Origin of the sequence: Dactylosporangium darangshiense, from assembly GCF_039537565.1 — a bacterium.
GTDB lineage: Bacteria > Actinomycetota > Actinomycetes > Mycobacteriales > Micromonosporaceae > Dactylosporangium > Dactylosporangium darangshiense.
Window position 1 is genome coordinate 139,894 of record NZ_BAABAT010000023.1, and the last position, 23,490, is coordinate 163,383.

The 23,490-nt window shown below is 69.7% G+C and carries 14 protein-coding genes and 1 pseudogene; 4 read left to right on the forward strand and 11 right to left on the reverse strand.

Features of this window, described 5'->3' with window-relative positions:
- Positions 1 to 463 precede the first annotated feature (463 nt).
- Positions 464 to 1,321, forward strand: a pseudogene (locus ABD901_RS34195) (phosphotransferase); the annotation flags it as partial.
- Between the two features lie 47 nt (positions 1,322 to 1,368).
- Here the strand turns inward: ABD901_RS34195 and ABD901_RS34200 are convergent.
- The 6 genes from ABD901_RS34200 to ABD901_RS34225 all read right to left on the reverse strand — a co-directional run bounded on the left by ABD901_RS34200 (position 1,369) and on the right by ABD901_RS34225 (position 12,670).
- Complete coding sequence (locus tag ABD901_RS34200; RefSeq protein WP_345133266.1) at positions 1,369 to 2,415, reverse strand: LacI family DNA-binding transcriptional regulator; 1,047 nt, start codon at positions 2,413 to 2,415, stop codon at positions 1,369 to 1,371.
- A 100-nt stretch (positions 2,416 to 2,515) separates the two neighbouring features.
- Positions 2,516 to 4,951 (reverse strand): PQQ-dependent sugar dehydrogenase, encoded by a 2,436-nt coding sequence (locus ABD901_RS34205; RefSeq protein ID WP_345133268.1) that lies wholly within the window; start codon positions 4,949 to 4,951, stop codon positions 2,516 to 2,518.
- Positions 4,952 to 4,974: 23 nt separating this feature from the next.
- The gene (locus tag ABD901_RS34210) at positions 4,975 to 6,945 is read right to left on the reverse strand and encodes a carbohydrate-binding protein (RefSeq protein WP_345133269.1); all 1,971 of its coding nucleotides are present in this window, start codon (positions 6,943 to 6,945) and stop codon (positions 4,975 to 4,977) included.
- A 24-nt stretch (positions 6,946 to 6,969) separates the two neighbouring features.
- Positions 6,970 to 8,145 carry a carbohydrate-binding protein gene (locus ABD901_RS34215; RefSeq protein ID WP_345133270.1) on the reverse strand — a complete coding sequence of 392 codons (1,176 nt, stop codon included), beginning with the start codon at positions 8,143 to 8,145 and terminating at the stop codon, positions 6,970 to 6,972.
- Positions 8,146 to 8,202: 57 nt separating this feature from the next.
- Positions 8,203 to 10,071, reverse strand: a complete 1,869-nt coding sequence (locus ABD901_RS34220) for a glycosyl hydrolase family 28 protein (RefSeq protein ID WP_345133272.1) — start codon at positions 10,069 to 10,071, stop codon at positions 8,203 to 8,205.
- A gap of 58 nt (positions 10,072 to 10,129) precedes the next feature.
- Entirely contained in the window at positions 10,130 to 12,670 is a 2,541-nt protein-coding gene (locus ABD901_RS34225; RefSeq protein WP_345133274.1) for a discoidin domain-containing protein, read from the reverse strand.
- A 245-nt stretch (positions 12,671 to 12,915) separates the two neighbouring features.
- On the opposite strand from ABD901_RS34225, the gene ABD901_RS34230 reads away from it, so the two are divergent.
- Complete coding sequence (locus tag ABD901_RS34230) at positions 12,916 to 14,472, forward strand: glycoside hydrolase family 88 protein (protein WP_345133276.1); 1,557 nt, start codon at positions 12,916 to 12,918, stop codon at positions 14,470 to 14,472.
- 107 nt (positions 14,473 to 14,579) lie between these two features.
- Here ABD901_RS34230 and ABD901_RS34235 read toward each other — a convergent pair whose 3' ends face one another.
- The 4 genes from ABD901_RS34235 to ABD901_RS34250 all read right to left on the reverse strand — a co-directional run bounded on the left by ABD901_RS34235 (position 14,580) and on the right by ABD901_RS34250 (position 18,531).
- The gene (locus tag ABD901_RS34235; RefSeq protein ID WP_345133278.1) at positions 14,580 to 15,281 is read right to left on the reverse strand and encodes a FadR/GntR family transcriptional regulator; all 702 of its coding nucleotides are present in this window, start codon (positions 15,279 to 15,281) and stop codon (positions 14,580 to 14,582) included.
- 163 nt (positions 15,282 to 15,444) lie between these two features.
- Complete coding sequence (locus ABD901_RS34240; RefSeq protein ID WP_345133280.1) at positions 15,445 to 16,272, reverse strand: carbohydrate ABC transporter permease; 828 nt, start codon at positions 16,270 to 16,272, stop codon at positions 15,445 to 15,447.
- Positions 16,269 to 17,075, reverse strand: a complete 807-nt coding sequence (locus ABD901_RS34245) for a carbohydrate ABC transporter permease (RefSeq protein WP_345133282.1) — start codon at positions 17,073 to 17,075, stop codon at positions 16,269 to 16,271. Before ABD901_RS34245 ends, ABD901_RS34240 begins: the two co-directional genes overlap by 4 nt.
- 166 nt (positions 17,076 to 17,241) lie before the next feature.
- The gene (locus ABD901_RS34250; protein WP_345133284.1) at positions 17,242 to 18,531 is read right to left on the reverse strand and encodes an extracellular solute-binding protein; all 1,290 of its coding nucleotides are present in this window, start codon (positions 18,529 to 18,531) and stop codon (positions 17,242 to 17,244) included.
- A 235-nt stretch (positions 18,532 to 18,766) separates the two neighbouring features.
- Between ABD901_RS34250 and ABD901_RS34255 the strand changes: the two genes are divergently transcribed.
- Entirely contained in the window at positions 18,767 to 19,795 is a 1,029-nt protein-coding gene (locus ABD901_RS34255; protein WP_345133286.1) for a LacI family DNA-binding transcriptional regulator, read from the forward strand.
- Positions 19,792 to 21,939 carry an alpha-galactosidase gene (locus ABD901_RS34260; protein ID WP_345133288.1) on the forward strand — a complete coding sequence of 716 codons (2,148 nt, stop codon included), beginning with the start codon at positions 19,792 to 19,794 and terminating at the stop codon, positions 21,937 to 21,939. The genes ABD901_RS34255 and ABD901_RS34260 overlap by 4 nt, the downstream gene beginning before the upstream one ends.
- A 47-nt stretch (positions 21,940 to 21,986) precedes the next feature.
- On the opposite strand, the gene ABD901_RS34265 is transcribed toward ABD901_RS34260, so the two are convergent.
- Positions 21,987 to 23,483, reverse strand: coding sequence for a long-chain-fatty-acid--CoA ligase (locus ABD901_RS34265; RefSeq protein WP_345133290.1), 1,497 nt, complete (start codon positions 23,481 to 23,483; stop codon positions 21,987 to 21,989).
- Positions 23,484 to 23,490: the final 7 nt, after the last annotated feature.

The window sequence follows — 23,490 nt, forward strand, 5'->3', positions numbered from 1 at the left end:
CTGTGGCAGACGCGATTTCGCAAGGGTTGGCGGTCCGCATGTACGTCACATCAACAATTGCCGACGGATACCTCCCTAACGTGTCGGAACCGACAAGTAGACCGACATTTTCGTGAGACGCCGACAAAGTTGGATGAGAACCTACATGTAGGTTCTCATCGCGTTTGTCGCTTGATCATGTGGTTATCAGCAACTCGGACCCGATTCTCAAGATCTTGTCACCTGGATTTCTCAAGATCTTGTCGCTTTCCTGCTACTTACCAGTTGATCCCCAAGTCGAGGGCCGTCGCGCCGAGTCGGGTTACGCGGATTGAGGCAGATCAGCCCACATTTCCCCGGTCGGATCGGGTCCACTGGCCTGCTGTTGGTAGCCCGTGCCGCAGCCGGAATTTCACGAACCTGACCCGGCTGGCCGCGGCGCCGGGCGAGCACAGTCCGCCGGCCCCGTGATGGGATGCGCCGCATGAACGAATCGCATCCGCCGGTGCTGGAGATGCTGTGAGAGGCGCGTGACCCCCGCCAGGCGCTCGACGGAAGGTTCGGCTTCAGCCAAGCGCAGGCGGCTGCCCGCTGGGTGGCGGACACGCTGGACGAGCGCTGGGGCGTTCGCGTCGACTCCTGCGAGCGGATCGTGATGAGTGGCGGCAACGCGCTGGCGTGGGTAGGCACGCCGTCCGGTCGGCTGCTCGCCAAGTGGTCGGTGGTGCCCGGGCGTTTCTCCCGCCTGGCGGAGCTAGCGCGGCTCACCACCTGGCTGGACGGCCGCGGGCTGCCGGTTTCGGCGCCCGTTCCCGCGCGAGACGGCCGTCTTCAGGCCGAGGTCGACGGTGTCTCGATGGGCCTGCAGCGGGTGATCGAGGGCGATCTCCTCGACACCGCCGATCCCGCTCAAGTGCGGGCGGCCGGAGCGGCACTGGCCCGGCTGCAAGACGCGCTGGCGGCATACCCGGACGCTGCTCGACCTCCCGCACTCGCCGTTGCGTGTGAGCCGTTGACGCAGCGGGTCACCAGCTGGCTCGACGCTCGCGCCGAGCATCTGCCGGCAGCGGCTCGCGACGTGCTGCGCGGGCTGGTTACCGCCGCTCCACCCGACCGGCTGCCGCGACAACTTGTCCACTTCGACTTCCGCTCGGCCAACATCTTGTTTGCCGACAACGAGGTCACCGCGATCCTCAACTTCGAGGAAGCCCAGCACGACCACCGGCTCGTCGAGCTGGCCCGCGCGGCGATCCTGCTCGGCACCCGCTACCACAACTGGGGGCCGGTGCCGGCCGAGGTCCGCACGGAGTTTCTCGCCGGCTACCAGGGCCGGACCCACCTGGCGGCAGTTCCTGGCAGCGCACACGATCCTGGCATGTGACTTCTCTTCTACCTGGCGTTGCAGCGCAAGTCACGGGTCTCACCTGCAGGGCCACCATGGGGTAGGCGTGACCCGGGCGCGGGGCCGGTAGAGCCGCGCACCACCAGCCGGGCGACCGGCTCGAGCGCCGGCGCGGGGAGCAGGCGCGGGTCCGCCATCAGCCGCAGCAGCAGGTCCATGCCGGCCCGGCCGACCTCCTCGCTGGGCTGGCCGACGGTGGTCAGCGCCGGGCTGACCAGCTCGGCCGGCAGGATGTCGTCGAAGCCGACGATGCTGATCCGGCCGGGCACCGCGACGCCGCGGGCGCCGAGGGCGTCGAGCAGGCCCAGCGCCACCAGGTCGTTGTAGGCGACCACCGCCGTCACCCCGGCCTCGAGGATCCGGTCGGCCGCGGCGATACCGCCGGCGAAGCGCGGCTCGACGTTGGCGGTCTCGACGAGGTCGACGCCGGCGGCGGCCATGGCGGTGCGCAGCAGGCACAGCCGGTCGCGGTTGGACCAGGATGCGCGGGGGCCGGCGACGTACGCCAGCCGCTCGTGCCCGAGCGCGACGAGGTGCGCGACCGCCTGGCGGATGCCCTCGCCGTTGGCAGTCGTCACCGACGGGATCCCGGCGACCCGCCGGTTGAGCATCACCATTGGCGTCTCGCGGGCCAGGGCCCGCAGCCGCGACTCGCTGGTGCGTGGGGCGCACAGCACGACGCCGTCGACCTGCTTGACGAGCGCGTGAACGCGGTCCGCCTCGACGCCCGCGTCCTCGTCGGTATCGGTGAGGAAGACCCAGTGGCCGGACTCCCGGGCGCGCGCCTGCACCCCCTTGACAACGGCGGCGAAGTACGGGTTGAGCAGGTCGGGCACGAGCAGCCCGACGTTGCCGGTGCGCCCGGTGCTCAGCGCGCGGGCCACCCGGTTGGGGTGGTAGCCGAGCTCGTCCGCCGCCTGCTCGATCCGCCGGCGGGTGCCGGGCGGCAGCAGGTCGGAGCCGGCCAGCGCCCGGCTCACTGTCGACGTCGATACGCCGACCGCCCGGGCGATGTCCTTGATGGTTACCGCCATGACCGACTCCTGGAAGTGAGTGCCGCGTCCACGGTTTGCTGCAAGGGGTCCGGGCGGGCGGCCGCGGGGCGCCGAACCCGCGGCCGCCCGGCCCGGACGATCAGGTGACGGTGACCCGCATGATCTGGTCGGAGCCGTTGCCGGCGCCGCCGTTGTTGTCGCAGTTGGTGGTGGTGAGCCAGAAGGCGTCGGCGCCGGGGATTTTGGTGACGGTGCGGAGGCGGCCGTAGGTGCCGACGTAGTAGGCGCTGGGGGTGCCGGTGGTTTCCCCGCTCAGGATGGGGATGCGCCAGAGGCGTTCGCCGCGCAGGGCGGCCACGTAGACGACGTCGCGCACGATGGCGATGCCGCTGGGTGATGCCTGGTCGACGGACCATTGACGTTCGGGGTTTTGCATGCCGGCGACGGTGCAGGTGCCTTCGCAGGTGGGCCAGCCGTAGTTGAGGCCGGGTTTGATGAGGTTGAGTTCGTCGTACATGGAGTTGCCGAACTCGGCCTCCCACAGCCGGCCTTGGGAGTCCCAGGCGATGCCTTGCGGGTTGCGGTGGCCGTAGCTGTACACGAGGGTGCCGAACGGGTTGCCCGGCGCTGGGGTGCCGTCGGTTTTCATCCGCAGGATCTTGCCGTTGAGGGAGTTTTTGTCTTGTGCGTTGCTGCCGGTTTGGGCGTCGCCGGTGGTGGCGTAGAGGTAGCCGTCGGGGCCGAACGCGAGCCGGCCGCCGTTGTGGTACCGGTTCTTCGCGATGCCGGTGACGAGGGTGGTGTATCCGGTGAGGGTGCTGCCGTTGTAGGTCATGCGCGCGATGCGGTTGCCCTCGGATGCGGTGTGCATGAGGTACACGAAGTGGTTGGTGGCCCAGTTGGGGTCGAACGCCACGCCGAGCAGTCCGCCCTCACCGTTGGTGGTGACGACGTTGGGGACGGTGCCGACGAGGGTTTTGGCGCCGCCGGTGGTGGCGAGTTTGTACACCCGGAACTGGCCGGCGGCGACCTTGTCGTCGCGTTCGGTGACCAGCGCTGATTGCCCGTCGGGGGCGAAGGCGACACCCCAGGGGATGGTCCAGCCGGTCGAGTAGGTGGCGATGGCCGACGGTACGCCGCCGCTGCACGCGGGTGTGGTGAAGGTGACGGTGTTGCTTGGCGGCGAGGTGTTGCCGGCCAGGTCCCGGGCGACCACGTTGAGGGTGTAGGGGGTGTTGCAGGCGAGGCTGGTGACGGTGGTCGTGGTCGCGGGTGGGGTGCCGTTGACCGAGGTGACCACGGTGGTGCCGATCCGGACGTCGTAGGCGACGACGCCGCGGTTGTCGGTCGATGCGGCCCAGGTGAGGGTCACGCTGCCGGAGGTGAGGTTGGAGTAGGTGAGGCTGGCCGGTGCGGTCGGGGCCTGGGTGTCGGTGCTGGGCAGGGTGGTGCAGATGGCCTGGGCGCTGGACAGCGACACATTGCCGGCGGCGTCGCGGGCGAAGACGGACAGCCGGTATTCGGTGTTGGGGGTGAGCCCGGTCAGGGTTGTGCTGGTGCCGGTGCCGGCGGACTGCGTGAGGAGGTTGCCGTCGTGGTAGATGTCGTAGCCGGTCACGGCGACGTTGTCGGTGGAGGCGCCCCAGGACAGGTTGATGCTGGTGTCGGTGATGTTGGCGCAGCTGGGCTGGCCTGGTGTGGTGGGTGCGGTCGAGTCGCTCTGTCCGGTGACCCGCAGCCGGTCCAGGTTCGGGCCGCCGTTGGCGGTGGTGGCGGTGGCGCGGACGGTGTTGGTGCCGGCGTTGAGGGTGACGGAGATGGTCTGGTCGGCCCAGGTGTCCCAGTCGGCGGTCGCGCCGAAGGATAGGTTGAGGGCGGCGGAGTTGCCGTTGACGGTGATGTCCATCGGCCGGTTGACCGTGGTGCCGTTGGCGTAGCGGAACGTCAGTTGCGCGGTACCCGTCGCCGCCGCGCTCACGGAGAACTCCACGTAGGACCCGGCGATGTTCGTGTAGTCCACGAACCCGGTACCGGTGTAGCCGGTGTGGTTCGAGGCGACCGCGCCTTGCGAGACGGTGGCCGTCTCGGCCTGGTAGTCGGTGGACGCCGCGGCCACGCTGAAATCGACGTAGTCGAGGTTGGCGTAGCCCAGCGCCGTGGTGGCCGCGATCCGGATCTTGTTGGGTCCGGCGTTGACGTTGGCGGTGACCGTTTTGTCGGCCCAGGTGTCCCAGTTGGTGGTCGGGTCGAACGCGGCGGCCGCGGCCACGACGGTGCCGTTGACGCTGATGTCGGCGGGTCGGTTCGCGGTGGTGCCGTTGGAGTAGCGGATGATGAAGGTGCCGGGGCCGGCGTTGGGCGCGGTGACGGTGCATTCGAGGTAGTTGCCGACGGCGTTGTCGCCGTTGGCGAATCCGGTGCCGCTGTAGTTGGCGTGGTTGGTGTCGACGGTGCCCGCCGACATCGTGCAGCCCTCCGCCTCGTACCGGGTCGACGCGGCGCCGGCGGCTGTCGTGATCACCATCGGCAGCACGAGCAGGAGCCCGGCGGCGGCCGACAGACTGGTTCTTCTCATTGATCCTCCCATCGAAGGAGAGCTCAGCGGACGTTGAGGTAGTCGACGTTCGGCCCGCCGTTGGCGGTCGTGGCGGTGAGGCGGACGGTGTTGGCGCCGGCGGCGAGCGTCGCCGTGAGCTCGGCGGTGGCCCACGTGTCCCAGTTCGCGGTCGGCGGGAAGGACACCGTGACCGGCGCCGCACCGTTGACGGTCACCGCCATCGGGCGGGCGGAGGTGGTGCCGTTGGCGAAGCGGACGGTCAGGGTCCGCTGGCCTGCGGCGGCCACCGTCACCGCGCACTCGACGTAGGCGCCGGCAACGTTGTCGCCGTTGACGAATCCGGTCCCGGTGTAGCCCGCGTGGTTGGCCTCCACCGCACCTTGCGACACGGTGCAGTCCTCGGCCTGGTAGTCGACCGGCGCCGGGCCGGCGGCCACCGCGTCGAGGTAGTCCAGGTTGGGGTTGCCGCCGGCGGTGGTGGCGGTGATGCGGACGGTGTTGGTGCCGGCGTGTAGCGGTACGCCGATCGTCTTGACTGCCCAGGTGTCCCAGTTCGCGGTCGGCGGGAACGAGGTGCCGGCCGCGACCACGGTGCCGTTGACGCTGATGTCGGCGGGCCGGTCGGCGGCGGTGCCGTTGGCGTAGCCGACGCTCAGGTTCGCGGTGCCGGCGGCGGCCGCGTCGACCGTGAACTCCACGTAGGACCCGGCGACGTTGTCGCCGTTGACGAACCCGGTGCCGGAGAAGCCCGCGTGGTTGGACTCGACCACGCCCTGGCCGATCGTGGCGGCCTCGGCCTCGTGACGGTTCGGGACGGCGTCGCCGCGCGACACCCGGTACATGACCACGCCGTGGCCGGGCACCGAGGCGCCGATCGAGCCGGTGGTGGTGCTCGTCGCCTTCGACCACAGGTCCTTGAGGCGGTAGCTCGGCGACCCGGCCAGGCCGATCGCGGCGGCGGTGGTGCTCACGGTGGCCGTGGTGGTGTTCTCGTTGAGCAGCACCACCGCGCGGTCGCCGTTGGCGAGCACCTTGTTGTACACCACGACCCCGCCGCCGGCGGAGACGATCGTGCCCTGCCGGCCGAGCGCGTCCTGGTCCACGGCGATCACGTCGGTGTTCTTCAGCGTGGCCAGGGTGGTGCTGGACGCCGAGCGGATGTCGCTGCCGATCAGCAGCGGCGCCGCCATCTCCGCCCAGAGGCTGAAGTGGGTGCGGTACTCGGTGTCGGTCATGCCGCCGTTGCCGACCTCGAGCATGTCGGGGTCGTTCCAGTGCCCGGGGCCGGCGAACTGGGCCAGGTCGTCGTTGGTGTGCACGCGCGAGATCATGCTGGTCCAGTTGTCGCTGATGTCGCCGGTGGTGCGCCACAGGTTGCCGACGTCGGCGCCCCATTCCCAGACCTTGGGCGGGCCGGTGCGGCCCCATTCGCAGATGCTGTACACGATCGGCCGTCCGGTGTTGGCCAGCGCGTCGCGCATCGCCGTGTAGCGGGTCCGGGCGTCGACGTTCTGGTTGTTGCAGTTGTCGTACTTGAGGTAGTCCACGCCCCATGACGCCCACAGGTTCGCGTCCTGCTGCTCGTGGCCGAGGCCGCCGGGGAAGCCGTTGGTGTTGCACGTCTTCGTGCCGGCGCTGGAGTAGATGCCGAACTTCAAGCCCTTGCCGTGGACGTAGTCGGCCAGGTACTTGATGCCGTGCGGGAACCGGGCCGGGTCGGGCACCAGGTTGCCGTTGCCGTCGCGGGACGGCAGCGCCCAGCAGTCGTCGAGGTTGACGTAGGTGTAGCCGGCGTCCTTGAGCCCGGCGGACACGAACTTGTCGGCGATGCCGATGACGAACGCCTCGTTGAACGTGGCCGTGCAGCCGGTGGTGTTCCAGTTGTTGAAGCCCATCGGGGGAGTGCGGGCGAGCCCGTTCTCCAGCGCGACGGCGGGCTGCGGGCGGGCCAGCACGGCGGCGGCCAGCGCCGCCAGCGCCAGCACGGGCAGCGCCGTCAGGAGTCTTCGCATGCTGCTTCCTCGATTCCGGGTGCGTCAGACGGCGGTGGCGACGACGTCGAGGCGGTCCAGGTTCGGCCCGCCGTTGGCGGTGGTGGCGGTGAGCCGCACGGTATTGGTGCCGGCGTTGAGGTTGGCGGTGACGGGCACGTCGGCCCAGGCGGTCCAGTCGCCCGTCGGGTCGAAGGCGACGGCGGAGGCGACCGCGGTGCCGTTGACGGTCAGCGACATCGGGCGGTTGGCGGTCGTGCCGTTGGCGTGGCGGAAGGTCAGCGTCGCCGGTCCGGCGGCGGGGGCGTTGACGGTCCACTGCACCCAGGCGCCGGTGGCGTTCTCGGTGTTGACAAAGCCGGTGCCGGTGAAGCCGGCGTGGTTGCTGTCGACGGTGCCGCCGGAGCGGGAGGCGTTCTCCGCCTCGTAGCGCACCGCCGCGACGGTCGTGGCCTTGTACGCGCGCATGCGGGTCAGCAGCATGTAGGTGTCCTGCAGGGAGCCTGACGCGTCGCCGAGCGAGCGGTAGATGCCCCACTTGGGCCGCACCCGGTCGCCGAGGAAGGTGTCCAGCCCCGACCGGCTGACGTCGATCACCGGCGTCGCGCCGTCGTGCAGTGCCCAGCGCACCACGCCCTTGGCCCCGTCGCCGACGGTCATCTCCAACTCGACGTCGATCCACTTGTTCTGCAGCGGCGCGAGGTCGGCCCGGCCGACGATGACGTCGTCGTTGAAGGCGTGCAGCTGGATCTTCGGTACGTTGTCGACACGCTGCAGCGACGTGGTGAGGATCGGCAGCGAGCCGTCGCCGGGCATCTTCATCTGCATGATGTGGGTGAAGGTGGTGGTTGCCTTGAGGCTGCCCGGGATGTACATCGCGTAGGTCCAGCGCCAGGTCTCGCCGTTGGCGACGACGAGGTCGGCGCCCTGGGCGTGCATGCCCTTGACCTCCTGGCGCTGCCGGTCGGTCATCGAGTCGCGGTCGACCATGTGCATGTTGAACCGGAAGTTGTTGTTCTGGACGAAGATGTGCGGCTGCCCGGCCGGGTGGGAGTTGGCGCGGTCGTCCTCGACGCCTTCGAAGGCGCCCAGGCCGTCGACGCCGGCCTCGGGCGCCCAGCGCTGCTGCCAGCCGGTGGCGGCGGCCGCCGCCGTGACCCTTCCGAACACGGAGCCGACGATCGCCGCCCCCGTGACGGCGATCAGTGTCCTGCGTTGCATGGTGGGGTTCCTTTCCGGATGCGGTGCCCGCGGCGCTCGGGCACCGCATCGCGCGGTTCAGCCGACGGTGATCCGATCGAGGTTCGGGCCGCCGTTGGCGGTGGTGGAGGTGAGCCGGATCAGGTTCGTGCCGGCGTTGAGGTTGGCGGTGAACGTGGTCGTGGCCCAGGTGTCCCAGTTGCCCGTGCCGGCGAACGTCGGCGAGGTGGCCGCCGCCCCGTTGACGGTGATGCTCATCGGCCGGGCCGTGGTCGTGCCGTTGGCGTAGCGGACCGTGACCGGCACCGAGCCCGCGGCCGCCGCCGTCACCGCGCACTCCACGTAGGCCCCGACCTCGTTGGTGCCGTTGACGAAGCCGGTGCCGGTGAAGCCGCTGTGGTCGGCATCGACCGTGCCGTGGAAGACGGTGCAGTTCTCGGCCTGGTAGTCCACGCCCGTGGAGGTGGAGCAGTTCTGGCTGGACGCGGAGTCCGCGTTGACGCGCAGGGCGCCGCCCGCGGTGTTCTGGCTGTTCTTGACGCAGTAGCCGGAGACGGCCTGGAAGCCCATGTCGTACGGACCGCTGGCCGTTCGCTCGGCGGTGAACCCGTCGAAGGTGAGGTTCGCCGCGCCGTTGGCGATGACCGCCGGCCGGCCGTCGCCGGAGGCGAACTCGACCGAGCTGTTCGTCCAGGTGATGTCGTGCGCGTTGTGGACGTACCAGCCGTAGGCCGGGCGGGTGCCGATGCTGTTCGGGTTGTAGTTGTTCGGGTCGTTGCTGGGCACGCCGGTGTCCATGGTGCCGTTGCCGCCGGGCACGGTGATGTGCACGTTGGTGAAGTGCACGTCGGAGATCCGGTTGCCGCCGGACTCGCCCCAGATGGTGGGGCTGAACGACGGGCCGGCGCCGGTGGCGGTGATGTTGTCGTAGGTGATGTTGCTGATGTGGCCGACGCCCGGACTGTTGCCGCAGCGTTTGCGGGTGCCGATCTTCTGCATGATCGGCGACCGCACGCCGGTCATCGTGATGTCGCGGTAGTGCACGTCGCTGATGTTCGCGCCGTCCATGGACACCATGCCGAGGCCGGACTTGTCCGCACCGGTGATGGTGATCCGCTGGAAGTTGTAGTCGGTGAAGTCGCCGCACGTCTCGGAGCCGAACATCAGCGCGTTGCAGCACTGCGCGGACAGGTGCGAGTCGGTGACGGTGACGTGCCCGTTGGGCAGCTTCGCGCCGAGGGCGTAGTCGCTCTTGAACACGAGCGCGTCGTCGTTGGCGGCGATGTCCGCGTTGGTGACGGTGACGTTGGAGGCGCTGATGACGTTCCAGCCGTCACGGTCGCCGGCGGTGTCGATGTGCAGGTGGTCGGAGGTGATGTTGTTGCAGTTGTTGGTGAGGATGGCGAAGTGCCCGCCGCGGCGGAACGTCACGCCGTCGAGCCGCAGCCCGTCGCAGCGGGTCAGCGACAGGATCTTGTCGGCCTCGCCGGAGCCGGGGTTGCCGGTGATGAGATTGCCGGCCCCGTCGATCGTGCCGGAGCCGGTGATGCCGACGTTGGTGAGACGGTCACCGTAGATCATCGCGTTGTGGAAGTGGCTGTGGCCGTAGTCCTGGAAGCTGTCGTTCGGGTTGGACTCGGGCGCATCGTAGGTGTCGGCGCTGGAGCCCTGGATGGTCGAGCCGGCGTCGAGCTGGAGCGTGACGTTGCTCTTGAGGTGGATGGTGTGCTTCGACTTGTAGTTGCCCGACGGGAACTGCACGGTGCCACCGCCGGCGCTGTTGGCCGCGGTGATCGCGGCGTTGATCGCCGGGGTGTCGTCCGTGGAGCCGTCACCGGTCGCGCCGTAGCTGCGCACGTTGTACGTGGCGGCGTACGCCGCGGCCGGCACGCCGAGCATGGCCGCGACGACGGCGAGCACCGCCGCGACGCGAGCGAGTCTGCGCATGTTGTTCCCCGCCTCCTAGGGGGACATGCGGGCGCCCCGGGTCTGGGCGCCCGCGGGCTCAGCCGACTGTGATCTTGTCCAGGTTCGGTCCGCCGTTCGCCGTGGTTGCGGTCAGGCGGATGGTGTTCGCGCCGGCGGTCAACGGCGCTGGGAACGTGACCGTGGTCCAGGTGTCCCAGTCGGCGGTGGCGTTGAACGCCTGCCCGGCCACGACAGTGGTGCCGTTGACTACGAGGTCCATCGGCCGGTTCGTCGTGGTGCCGTTGGCAAACCGGATGGTGACCGGCACGGTGCCCGCCGATGCCGCGTTGACCGCGAACTCGACGTAGGACCCGGTGACGTTGGTGTAGTCGACGAACCCGGTCCCGGTGTAGCCGGTGTGGTTGGTGGCGGCGGTGCCCTGCGAGATCGTGGCGTCCTCGGCCTGGTAGTCCACGGGGGACGTGCCGCCGGACACGGTGCTGTCGAGGTAGTCGATGTTCGGGTTGCCGCCCGCGGTGGTGGCGGTGATGCGGACGGTGTTGGCGCCGGCGTGGACCGGTACGCCGATCGTCTTGACCGCCCAGGTGTCCCAGTTCGCGGTGGGCGGGAACGAGGTGCCGGCCGCGACCACGGTGCCGTTGACGCTGATGTCGGCGGGCCGGTCGGCGGCGGTGCCGTTGGCGTAGCCGATGCTCAGGTTCGCCGTGCCGGCGCCGGCGGCGTCGAGGTTGAACTCCAGGTAGGAGCCGGCGACGTTGTCGCCGTTGACGTACCCGGTGCCGGAGTAGCCGGTGTGCGTGGTCTCCAGCACGCCTTGCGAGATCGTGGCGTCCTCGGCCTCGAGCCGGCCGGGCGGCGGCGGCCCTGCGGCGCCCGCGTAGTCCGAACCGACCCACGCCTCGTCGATGCGCAGCCGGTTGTTGCCCTGGCTGCTCACCTTCTCCAGGCGGACGTGCCGGGCGGTGGTGCGGGGCAGGTCGATGATCTGCACGCCCCGCGCGTTGGGCAGCGTGCCGGACTTGATCTGGGTCCAGGTGCTGCCGTCGTTGGAGGTGTAGACCCGGTAGTCGCGGATGCGGGCCGACCCGGACGCCGGGAACACCGTCGAGTCCTCGCGCTGGTTGATGGCCAGGTACTGGATCGGCTTGGCGGAGCCGAGATCGAAGCGCAGCGAGACGGGCTGGGAAGTGCCGGCGTCCCAATAGGTCAGGTAGTCGCCGTCGGCGGCCGCGGAGGCGGCGTGCCCGCTGGCGGAGGCACTCGCGCTCATCGTGTAGGTCGGCGGCGGGATGATGCCCTCACGGCCGTTGGTGACGACCTTGAAGACGGTGTCGTAGGTGTCCCAGCTCGAGAGGCCGGTCAGGGTCAGGGTGCCGCCGCTCTGGCTGAAGGTGACCGCGCTCCCGGTCCGCAGGTTGGTGACCGACGACACCCGGTAGCCGTTGTCGCGCACGGACAGCGTGCTGCCGGTCGGTCGCTCGGTGACGTGGATGTACTGCAGGTTGGGGTCGGTCTTGCTGATCGTGGTGACGCCGTAGGCGCCGTTGTTCCACGCGCCCGGTTTCAGGCCGCCGTACATGTAGCCGCCGCCCTCGGTGCCGTGCAGCGACGGCCAGATCGGATCGAGGTAGCCGTTGGCGAAGTTGTTGAAGTTCGCTTGGTTGGACGGGAACTTCCCGTTGACCATCGCGGTCTCGGCCATCAGCGACTTCACCGATGAGCCGGCGTTGGTGATCATGCGGCCCAGCGTCAGCTTGTTGTCCACCGCCGAGTTGCTGCCGTCGTACCACCAGGCGCCGGTGGACGGCAGCTTGTAGTCCGCCTCGATCAGCCGCGGCGCCGCCGTGTACACCGCCTGCGGGTAGTCGTAGGACGGCGTCATGCCGGTCTTCTGCTCGTTGCTGATCATGTCCATGATCGGCGTGTCTTCATTGTTGTTGCTGATCGTGTAGTTGGGTCGCTGCTGGTAGATCTGCTGGTAGAGGTTGTGGTCGAGCCAGTACTGGTTGTCGTTGTCGATCCAGAACCCGCCGAGGTCGGGGTAGCGGTTCATCACCTCGAAGAACAGGTCGTAGCTGAACTCCCCGAAGCCGTCGCGGGTGGTCAGGTCCACGTTGTGGCCGGCGTAGGAGGAGAACGCCTTGGAGTCCAGCCAGCTCTGACCGGACGACAGGCCCTCGTTCCACCACTGTGGATCGTCGGTCATGTAGAGGATGGTGCGCATGTTGGCGGCCTTCGCCGCGGCGATGGTCTCGCCGAGGAAGTCGCGGTTGGTCTTGCAGCTGCCCGGAATCGCCGACGGCCACGGCCGGGCGTAGCCGAGCCGGCTGTGGAACGTCGCGAGGACCAGGTACTGCAGGTGCAGCTTCTTGGCCTCGTTGACCCAGTAGTCGGCGTTCCAGCCGCCGTTGGTGACGTCGGCCTCCCACTGGCTGCAGCTGGTGTGCTGCGGTGACGTGCGTTCTCCCCAGTGCAGGAAGAGCCCGCCGATCGAGTCGCGCAGGAACTGCTGGCGCGGGTTCTGCAGGTCGGCGTGTGCCCCGGGCGCGTCCAGCACGAACGCGGTCGCGGCGGCGACGAGCAGCACACCGAGCCATGCGCTGATCCTTCGTCTCACCTCTACCCCTTCCGTGAGCGATAGGTTGGATCAATTAAGTCTCCTTGCTATTTGGCGGAGTCTATATACGGGGCAGAGCCTGACGGAAGCCCCATGCTTCGCCTCAATTGGTCCGATGATTATCGGGCGCTGGCCCTTGACTTGCATCGATCTACATCGGTACGTTGTCTGGCGCGCCCGCCAAGGAGGCGATAGGCGTCCATATATGTGTCACCCGTTCAGTGGGTCGGGAGAGGAGATCCCGCGTGCGTACGTACCTTGCGGCCGCACTCGTCGTGGCGCTGACCGTGGGCGGCACCGCCGTCGCCGGCCCGGCGTCCGCGGCGTCAACGGTCTACGAGGCCGAGCAGGCCACCGTCTTGCACGGCACGGTGGACGCCGACCACACCGGCTACACCGGCACCGGCTTCGTCAACAGCACGAACGAGACCGGCGCCTACGTGGAGTTCGCGGTACACGCCACCGCCGCCGGCAGTGCCGGCCTGACCTTCCGCTATGCCAACGGCACCACCGCCGACCGTCCCGGCGCGGTAAGCCTCAACGGGGTGGTCGCGGCGACGCCTCAGTTCACGAGGACGGCGAACTGGGACACGTGGGCCGCCACGACGGTGACCGTGATGCTGACCGCCGGCACGAACCTCGTGCGGGTGACCAGCACCACCGCCGGCGGCCTGCCCAACCTGGACTCGCTCACGGTCTCCGACGGCACGACCGGCGGCGGTGGCACCGACTGGTCCGACGCCCTCGTCGACTCGACCATGCGGCGGTTCACCCCGTCGAGCGTCGGCGGCTGGAGCTACCCCGTCGCGCTGTACATGATGGGGCAGTACCAGGTGGCGCTGCGCACGACCGACCCGGCCCGCCGGGCCGCGCTCATCGCCTACATCCGCGCCTGGGCGGACCGGTTCGTCGACAGCTCCGGCCACATCTCCAACGGCTTCACCAGCCTCGACAGCATGATGCCCGGCCAGGTCATGATCGCGATGTACCGCGAGACCGGGCTGGCCAAGTACCGCCTGGCCGCCAAGCAGATCCACGACCGGCTCGCGCCCGGCGGCGGGTACCCGACCACGAACGACGGCGGGTTCTGGCACGCCACCAGCTCCAGCCGGGCGCACCAGCTGTGGGCCGACGGCACGTTCATGGCCGACCCGTTCATGGCGCAGTACGGCCACTACGTCGGCGACAGCACCCAGTCCTACGACATCGCCACGAACCAGCTCGTCGTCTACGCAAGCCACCTGCAGCAGCCCAACGGCCTGCTCAAGCACGCCTACGACGAGTCCGCGACGGCGTCCTGGGCGGACCCTTCGACCGGCCTGGCCCCCGAGTACTGGTGCCGCGCCGTCGGCTGGTTCGGCGTCGCTGCCGTCCAGGTGCTCGACCTCATCCCACCCGACCACCCGCGCCGCGCCCGGCTCATCTCGATCCTGCAGAACCTGGTGCGCGGGATGGCCACCTACCAGGACCCGGCCAGCGGCCGCTGGTTCCAGGTGGTCGACAAGGGCAGCCGCGGCGACAACTGGACCGAGACGTCGTGCTCGGCGATGTACACCTACACCGTCGACGCCGCAATCAAGCGCGGCTACGTCCCGGCGTCGTACCAGTCCACTGTGGACGCCGGGCGGACCGGCGAAGTCAACCGGATCTCCCTGCACAGCGACGGCCTGACCTACCTGACGACCATCTCGATCGGCACCAACGTCGGCGACTACGCCTACTACGTCGGCCGCACACAGGCCACGAACGACTTCCACGGTCTCGGCGCCTTCCTGTTCTTCGCCGAGGAGTCGTTCCACTGATGCGGTTCGACCCCGGGCATCGCGTTGACGAACGCGTTCGTCAACGGCTGACGCAACAGTCGGGGAGGCGTCCCGTCGCCGCGGCGCGCGGCGACGGGACGCTGCCGTCACTCGGCGGACGGGCGGCTGTCGATCTGGGTCCGCACGAACTGCTCCAAGCCGGCCACGTGTACCGCTGCCCGCAGCCGGGCCAGCTCGGGATCCCGCGCCCGCAGCGCGGCCAGGATGGCGCGATGCTCGTCGAGCGTGCGCCGCGCCGCGCCGTCGTCGGTCAGCTCCCGCCACAGCCGCGCCCGCATGGTGTGCCCGGACAGCAGCTCGGTCAGCGACGCCAGCACCGGGTTCCCGGACGCCTCCACGATGAGCCGGTGGAAGGCACGGTCGTGTTCGAGCAGCGCGTCGACCTGCCCGTCCTCGACGAGCACCGCGGCCTCGTCGAGGATCTCGGCGAGCCGGGCCAGCTCCGCCTCGCCGAGCCGGACCGCCGCCTGGCTCGTGGCGTGGGACTCCAGGGCCCGCCGGGTCTCCAGCAGGAACAGCTCCGAGCTGTTCTGGTGCAGGTCCATGGTGATCGCCAGCGAACCGAGCAGCAGGCGCGGCTCCAGGCTGGTGACGTAGGTCCCGTCGCCCTGCCGGGAGTCCAGCACGCCGATCATCGTCAGCGACCGCACCGCCTCGCGCAGGGTGCCGCGGGACACGCCGAGCTCCGCGGCCAGCTCCCGCTCGACGGGCAGCTTGTCGCCGGCCCGGAGGCGGCCGTCGAGAATCATCGTCTTGATCGCCCCGACGGTGTCGTCGCTCAGCGCCATGGCGCACAATCGTAGTCTTTTGTCCGACCGGATCCGCGGGTGCGCCCATTGCCCCTCCATCTGTCGAGGTCCTCCTTCACCCGGGCGACGAGCCGGTGCGGCATGCTCGATCGCTGGGTCACGGCTGGGTTGAGCGGGAAGCACGGGTCGGCGCCGCAGACGGTCAGCCCTTGGTGGCACCGCCGGTGAGCCCCTTGACGAAATGCCGTTGCAGGGCGAGGTAGAACGCCAGGACGGGCAGCGTGGCCAGGAACATCAACGCGAACACGGAGCCGAAGTCGGACTGGTACTGGCCGATTGCGCGGTACACGCCGGTGGTGACGGTGGTGCCGCGGCCGGGACCGAGGATGATGAGCGGATCGATGAAGTCGTTCCAGATCCACACGCCGAGAAAGATCATCACGCTGGCGCTGGCCGGTCGCAGCAGCGGGAACACGACGCGCCAGAACACCTGGGCGCGGCCCGCGCCGTCGATGGTGGCGGCTTCCTCGAGCTCGATCGGGATGGTACGGATGAAGCCGGCGAAGACGAACATGCCAAAGGGCAGGTAGTAGCCGACGTTGAACAGGATCAGGCCCTGGACGGTGGCCATCAGGTGCCCGGCGCGCAGCACGTCGGTGATCGGGATGAGGATCACCTGCGGCGGGATCATGAGCCCGGCGAGCAGGACCAGGGTCAGCGCCCTGGCCCAGCGGCTGCGGGTGCGGGCGACGTAGTGGCCGAGCATCGCCGAGAGCACGACGAGGACGAGCACGGAGACCGTGGTGACAATGACGCTGTTGGTGAGGCTGACCCAGAACAGGCGGTCCGGCCGGGTCAGCACGGCGACGATGTTGTCCAGCGTCGGTGGCCGGGGCAGCGACGCCGGGGCGGCGGAGATCTGGTCGCCGGGCTTGAACACGTTGGTCAGCACCAGGTACAGAGGAACGAAGAACACGGTGGTGACGCCGAGTGCGGTGACCGGGCGCAGCCAAGGGATTCGGTCGTTCACAGGTCGATCTCCCTGCCTCGCAGGATCCGCAGGGCGACCGCGGTGGTGACGCACACGATCACGAGCATGGCGATGGCCATCGCGGAGGCGTAGCCGACGTGGTTGGCGTCGAAGCCGGTCTGCAGCACGTTGAACGCGATGGTGGCGGTGGTACCGGCGCCGGGGCCGCCGTTGGTGATCACCTTGATGTAGTCATATGTCTTGAAAGCCGAGATCAGCAACACGACGGTGTTGATGGTCAGCGCGGGGGCCAGCAGCGGCCAGGTGACGGCCCTGAACCGCTGGAATGCGCCGGCGCCGTCGATGGCGGAGGCCTCCTGCAGCTCCACCGGGATGCCCTGCAGCCCGGCCAGGTAGACCACGACGCAGAAGCCCAGCATCTGCCACGAGATGATCGATGCCACCGAGTACAGGGCGTAGTCCGGGTCGGACAACCAGTTGGGTGGCCGGTCGACGCCGAGCGCCCGCAGGGCCTGGTTGAGCGGCCCGTCGGTGTCCAGCAGCCGGGTCCAGATGACGCTGACGACCACCGAGCTGAGGATCATCGGCGTGAAGAACACGCTGCGCATCGCGTTGTAGAACTTGCCGGACCGGTCCAGCAGCAGCGCGACGAGCAGCCCGAGCACGTTGGGCACCATGACGACGATCAGGGTCAGTATCGTGGTGACGCGCAGCGCGGTGAGGAACTGATCGTCGCGCAGCAGCATCCAGTAGTTGTGCGCGCCGACGTACCGGGTGGGCGGGTTGAACGGGTTGGCATTGGTCAGGCTGTAACCGAAGCTCACCGCGATCGGGGCCAGCACGAAGCAGGCGTATACCAGCACACCGGGGGCGCCGAAGCCGGCGAAATGGGCGAGCTCGGCCCGGGCTGGACCGCGCCGGCGCCGAATACGGCGCGGTCCAGGCTCGTGCGCCACCGTCCCCCGCACGGCGGCCGTCCCCGACGGTGTTGCGGTGCGCAAAGGCATCTCAGCTCGCCTTGGCCCACTCGGTGTCGAGGTACGCGGCGGCCTCGGCGGCCGTCTTCCGCCCGCTGATCAGGTCCTGGGCCGCGGCGTCGACCTTGGCGGCCATGCCCGGCAGCAGCCCGTCGTCGGCGGTCTCCCAACGGAAGGTGTGCACCACCGCGTTCTGGGCGACGGCCTGCTGGTAGAGGTCGAAGCCGGCCTTGTACACGGCGCCGACGTCGGCCGGCGGGGTGTAGCCCTTGATGGCCGGGAACAGTCCGTCGGCCTTCACCGAGGCGTCGAGCTGGGTCTTGTCGAGCTGGAAGGCCAGCGCGAACTTCTTGGCCGCGTCCAGGTTCGCCGCCTTGGCGCTGACGATCATGCCGCCGCCGGTGTAGGCGGGCACGACCAGCTTGCCGTCGGCGGTGGGGAAGTTGAACACGCCGATGTCGAACGGGTGCTTGCTGTCGGCGCTGGCGGCGAACCAGTTGCCCATCGGGTACATCGCACCCTTGGCGTCCAGGAACGCCTGCTCGGTGGCGGCGTAGTCCCGCGACACGTCGGACTTGGCGATGTAGCCCTGCTGGGCCAGGTTCGCGAACTTGGCCAGGGCTGCAACGAAGTCCTGGTCGGCGAACTTCACCTGGCCGGCCCGGCGCTTGGTCAGCCAGTCCGGTGTCTTGCCGTACACGTCGACGCTGACGACGCCGGCCAGGATCATCGACGAGGCGAAGGTGTCCTTGCCACCACCCACGACGAACGGCGTCGTGCCCTTGGCCTTGAGCTTCGCGGCCGCGTCGAGCAGTTCGGTCCAGGTCTTCGGCGTGGCGGCGATGCCGGCATCGGTGAACATCTTCTTGTTGTAGTAGATCGGCGGGATGGTCTGGGTGTTGGCCGGGAGCTGAAAGTACTTGCCCTTGATGGGGTTGGCGGTGGGGAAGACGAAGTCCTTGAGCTCATCGGGCTGCCAGGCGTAGAGGTTGCCGGCCTCGGCGAACCCGGCCGGCGAGACGGCGATCATCACGTCGGGGAACTGCCCGGACTGCAGCAGCTGCTTGGCGTAGTCGGTGCGCCCGTCGGCGGTCGGTGCGACCAGCTTGTTGACCTTGATGTCGGGGTACTTGTCGGTGATCCGCTTGATGGCGGCGTCCCAGTAGGCCGGGGTCAGGTTCGGAGTTTCGAAGGTCAGAAAGCTGATGGTCTTCGTCCCGGAACCGCTGTCGGAGCCGCCGACGCTGCAGCCTTGTACCGCGGCGCCGGCGAGCAGTGCAACCGCGGTGCCGAGCGCCTGCCGTCGTGTCACAGATGGCATGTGGGGTGTCCCTTCCGAATGCGCAAGGGGTGCGGGATGAGCAAGCAAAGAGGGTGCGGGACCTCAAATGAACGCGCGTACATTTCCCGGCGAGCGGGACGCTACGCCGCGCGAGCGACGCCGTCAATGAGTCAACAGCGCCGGACGCCGGACGGTTGACGGGATTCGACCGGAGAGCCAATACTGGCGTCCGGCTTTGATGTACGCGTGTTCAGCAGCCTCGAAAGGATGGGCGATGGCCACGAGCGAAGAGGTGGCACGCCTGGCCGGGGTGTCCCGGGCGACGGTTTCGCGCGTGCTGTCCGGCACGGCGAAGGTCAAGGACGCCACCCGGATCCGCGTCGAGGCAGCCGCGGCCCGCCTGGGCTACCAGCCCGACGTGGCCGCGCAGAGCCTGTCCGGGGCCCGATCCAAGACGATCGCGCTGGGCTTCTTCGCCAACGACGTCTGGACCCTGTCGCAACTGACCCGGCCGCAGTACCACTTCCACCTCGACGTGCTGCACCACATCGAGGCGGCGGCCGCCAAGGCCGGCTACGACCTACTCGTGCCCTCGCGCCCGACCAGCGCGGCCAGCGACAGCTACGTGCGGTTGCTGCGGTCCCGGCGAGTGGCCGGCACGATCATGGTCGCCTGCCCCCCGGACGACGTGCGAATCCAGGCCCTGGTCGAGTCGCGGCTGCCGACCGTCTTCGTCGACGCGATCGGCGCCGGCCCGCACGCCACCTACGTGGCCTCGGACAACGCCGACGGCGCCCGGCAGATCACCGAACACCTCCTCGCGCTCGGGCACCGCCGCATCGCCCGGATCACCGGCACCGAGACCGACCCGTCCGGCCGCGACCGGCTCGCCGGCATCCGCGCGGCGCTCGGCGCGGCCGGCATCCCCGAGGACCCCGGCCTCGCCCGCCGGTCGGACTGGTCCACCGAGGGCGCCTACCGCGCCGCGCTCGACCTGCTCGAAACCCGCCGGGACTTCACGGCCGTCATCGCCGAGAGCGACATGATGGCCATCGGCATCCTCCGCGCGCTGCACGAACACGGCCTGCGGGTGCCCGACGACGTATCGATCACCGGGTTCGACGACATCGACCTGGCCGCGTTCACCCAGCCGCCGCTGACCACGGTCCGGCAGGACACCGACGCCATCGGCGCCGCCGCGGTCACCTCGCTGCTCGACATCATCGACGGCGGGACCCCACCACCGATCCTGCTGCCCACCGAGGTCGTCGTCCGCCGCTCGACTGCAGCACCGCGCGCATGACCGCCCCGGCCCGCCCGGCGACGGCAACGCCCTCGCCCATCACCGGCGGACTCGCCGAGGGTGTCTGGTGCCTGTCCACCCCCAACAGCAGTTACGTGCTCGCCGTTGCCGCCGACGGACGCCTCGTGCAGCTGCACTGGGGGGCCCGGCTCTCCCCCGGCGACGGGCCCCGCCTCGGCGAGGCCGCCGCCGTGCCGCCGTACCAGCTGCCGCTGGAGAGCCAGGAGCCGCTGCCGGTCGACGGTGGCCTGCGCTGGGGGCCGCCGTCGCTGCAGATCGCCTTTCCCGGCGGCGTACGGTCCCTCGAGCTGAAGCTCGTCGACGACGTCGTCGCCGCCGAGCCCGGCGCACACCGGCTCGACCTGGTGCTCGCCGACACGCACTTCCCGCTCCAGGTCGTCCTGCACCATCGCGTCCGCGAGGACTCCGACGTCATCGAACGCTGGGTCACACTCCGGCACACCGCAGACAGCGGCGAACCGCTTCGGATCATCCGCGCCGACTCCGGCAACTGGCTCATCCCCCAGCTCGGCGACTACCGCTACAGCGTCGTGAGCGGCGGCTACTACGCCGAGGGCCAGCTGCGGCGCGGGCGGCTGCCCGATGGGGAGTACCGCCTCACCAGCCGCACCGGCATCACCGCGCACCACGCCAACCCCTGGATGATGATCGACGACGGCACGGCCACCGAGGCGCACGGGCCGGTGTGGAGTGTGGCACTCGCGTGGAGCGGCTCCTGGCGCCTCACCGCCCACCGCCAGTTCCAGGGCCGCGCCGCCGTCAGCGCCGGGTTCGGCCACGACGGCCTCAGCTGGCCCCTCGACCCCGGCGCCGAACTGACCACACCACCGATCCTCGGCCTCTACACCGACGGAGGTTTCGGCGCGGCCAGCCGCGGCTGGCACCAGCACGCCCGCACCCACGTGCTGCCCCACCCCGGCGAGGACCGGCCCGTGCTGTACAACTCGTGGGAAGCCGTCGAATTCGACGTCGACGAAACCGCACAGCTCGACCTCGCCCGCCGCGCCGCGGACCTCGGCGTGGAACTGTTCGTCATCGACGACGGCTGGTTCAGCACCCGCACCAGCGACCGTTCCGGCCTCGGCGACTGGTGGCCCAACCCAGGCCGCTTCCCCAACGGGCTGGCCGCCGTCGCCCGGCATGTCCACCAGCTCGGCATGCGGTTCGGCGTCTGGGTCGAACCGGAGATGGTCAACCCCGACAGCGAGCTGTACCGCGCCCACCCGGACTGGGTACTGCACTTCCCGCACCGGCGCCGCGACGAGCTGCGCCGCCAGCTCGTGCTCAACTTCGCCCGCGCCGACGTGCGCGCCTGGGCCCTCGACTGGCTCGACCGGCTCGTCACCGACAACCACGTCGACCACCTCAAGTGGGACATGAACCGCGGCTTCAGCCAGGCCGGCTGGCCCGAACGCGGCGACGCCCAGGACTGGCTGTGGATCGACCACACCCGCGGCGTCTACCAGGTCATCGACCAGTTACGCGCCCGGCACCCGGCCCTGCGCATCGAGTCCTGCGCCGGCGGCGGCGGACGCGTCGACTACGGCATCCTGGCCCGCACCGACCAGGTCTGGCCGTCGGACAACACCGACGCCTACCAACGCCAGTCCATCCAGCACGGGCTGAGCCAGCTCTACCCCGCCATCGTCATGTCGGCCTGGGTCACCGACAAGCCGTACAGCCACGACGAACAACGCAACCAGTACGCCTACCACGTCGCCATGGCCGGCGTCCTGGGCATCGGCGGCAACCTCAACGCCTGGACCGACGGGCGACACGAGCAGGCCCGCCGCAACATCGGCCTCTACAAACAGATCCGCGCGATCGTGCAGCATGGCGCGCAGCACCGCCTCGGCGATCCGCCCGGCGCCGGCCTCACCGCAATCCAGTACCTGCTCGGGGACGAGACCGTCGTCTTCGTCTACCGACCGCGCGCCGAGGTCACGCCCGACCCCGACACCCTCCCCCTCGCCGGCCTCGACCCGGACGCCACCTACACCGACCCGGACACCGGAACCGTCGCCTCGGGCCGGACCCTGATGTCCGCCGGCCTGCCGGTATGCAGCCGACTGCCCGCCGGCGACTGGGCCAGCGCCGTGATCCGCCTCAACCGCACCGGCTGACGCCGAAACCGGTCGCCCGGCGCCGCCCGGCAGTCCCGGTCATCGGACTACTCCACGGCCGCCGGCAGGCTGATCTCGCGCTTGAGGATCTTCCCGGTCGGGCCCTTCGGCAACGCGTCGAGGAGCCAGATCCGGCGGGGGTACTTGTACGCCGCGACCTGGCTCTTGACGTACGCCTGCAGGCTCTCGACGCTCTCGGTGACGCCCGGTCGCAGCACCACCGCAGCGCCGACCTCCTCGCCGAGCGCGGCATCGGGGATGCCGACGACCGCCGCCTCCAGCACGGCGGGGTGCTCGTAGAGGACCTCCTCGATCTCGCGGGGGTAGACGTTGTACCCGCCGCGGATGATGAGTTCCTTCTTGCGGTCGACGATGAAGAGGTACCCCTCGTCGTCGGCCCGGGCCAGGTCGCCGCTGCGGAACCAGCCGTCCGGGATCGCCTCCTCGGTCGCGTCCGGCCGGCGCCAGTAGCCCTTCATCACGTTGTGGCCGCGGATGGCGATCTCGCCGACGGCGCCGGGCGGCACGTCGGCGCCGGTGTCGTCGACCACCCGGATCTCCACGCCGCGGATCGGGGTACCGATGGAACCGGGCTTGCGGGGGCGGTCGGGCTGGTTGAACGAGGCGACCGGGGAGGTCTCGGACAGGCCGTACCCCTCCAGGATGATGCAGTCGAACGTCCTCTCGAACCCGTGCAGCACCTCGACCGGCAGCGCGGCCCCGCCGGAGACGCAGACCCGCAGCGCGTCGTAGCGCGGCCGGCCGGCGACGGCGCCGGCGGCGCCGAGCAGCGCCACGTACATGGTCGGCACGCCCTCGAAGACCGTCACCCGGTCCCGGGCGAGCACGTCGAGCACTATGTCGGGGACGAACCGCGGCACCAGCGTCAGGCAGGCGCCGGCGCTGATCGCGGCGTTGAGGCCGCAGGTCTGGCCGAACGAGTGGAACAGCGGCAGCCCGCCGAAGATGACGTCGTCCGGGCCGAGTCGGAACAGGTCCCGGGCGGCGACCTCGACGTTGGTGGCCAGGTTGGCGTGGGTCAGTTCGGCGCCCTTGGGCTGGCCGGTCGTGCCCGAGGTGTAGAGGATGACGCCGGTGTCGAAGGGGTCACGATCGCAGACACCCAACTCCCGGGGCACCGGCAGGGCCGCGCCGAAGCCGGCCTCCACGATCGTGCAGTCGATGCCGGCCCGCGCCGCGCCGGCGTTCGCCGCGCCCGCACACGCCGCGCCGGCAAAGATCATCCGGGCCTGCGAATCGCCCAGGTAGTAGGCGACCTCACGCTCCTTCAACAGCGGATTCATCGGTACCACGACGGCACCGGCGCGCAGGATCGCGTAGTACACGACCGCGAACTCGGGGACGTTGGGCAGCATCACGGCGATCCGGTCACCCGGCCGCACCTCACGGCCGGCGAGCAGTCCGGTGACGCCGGCGACGCGCCGGTCGAGCTCCCGGTAGGTGAGGACGGTCTCGTGCAGCCGGACCGCGGGGCGGTCGGGGAATGCGCGCGCGCTGCGCACAAGGTTTCCGGCGAGATTCATGGCGGAC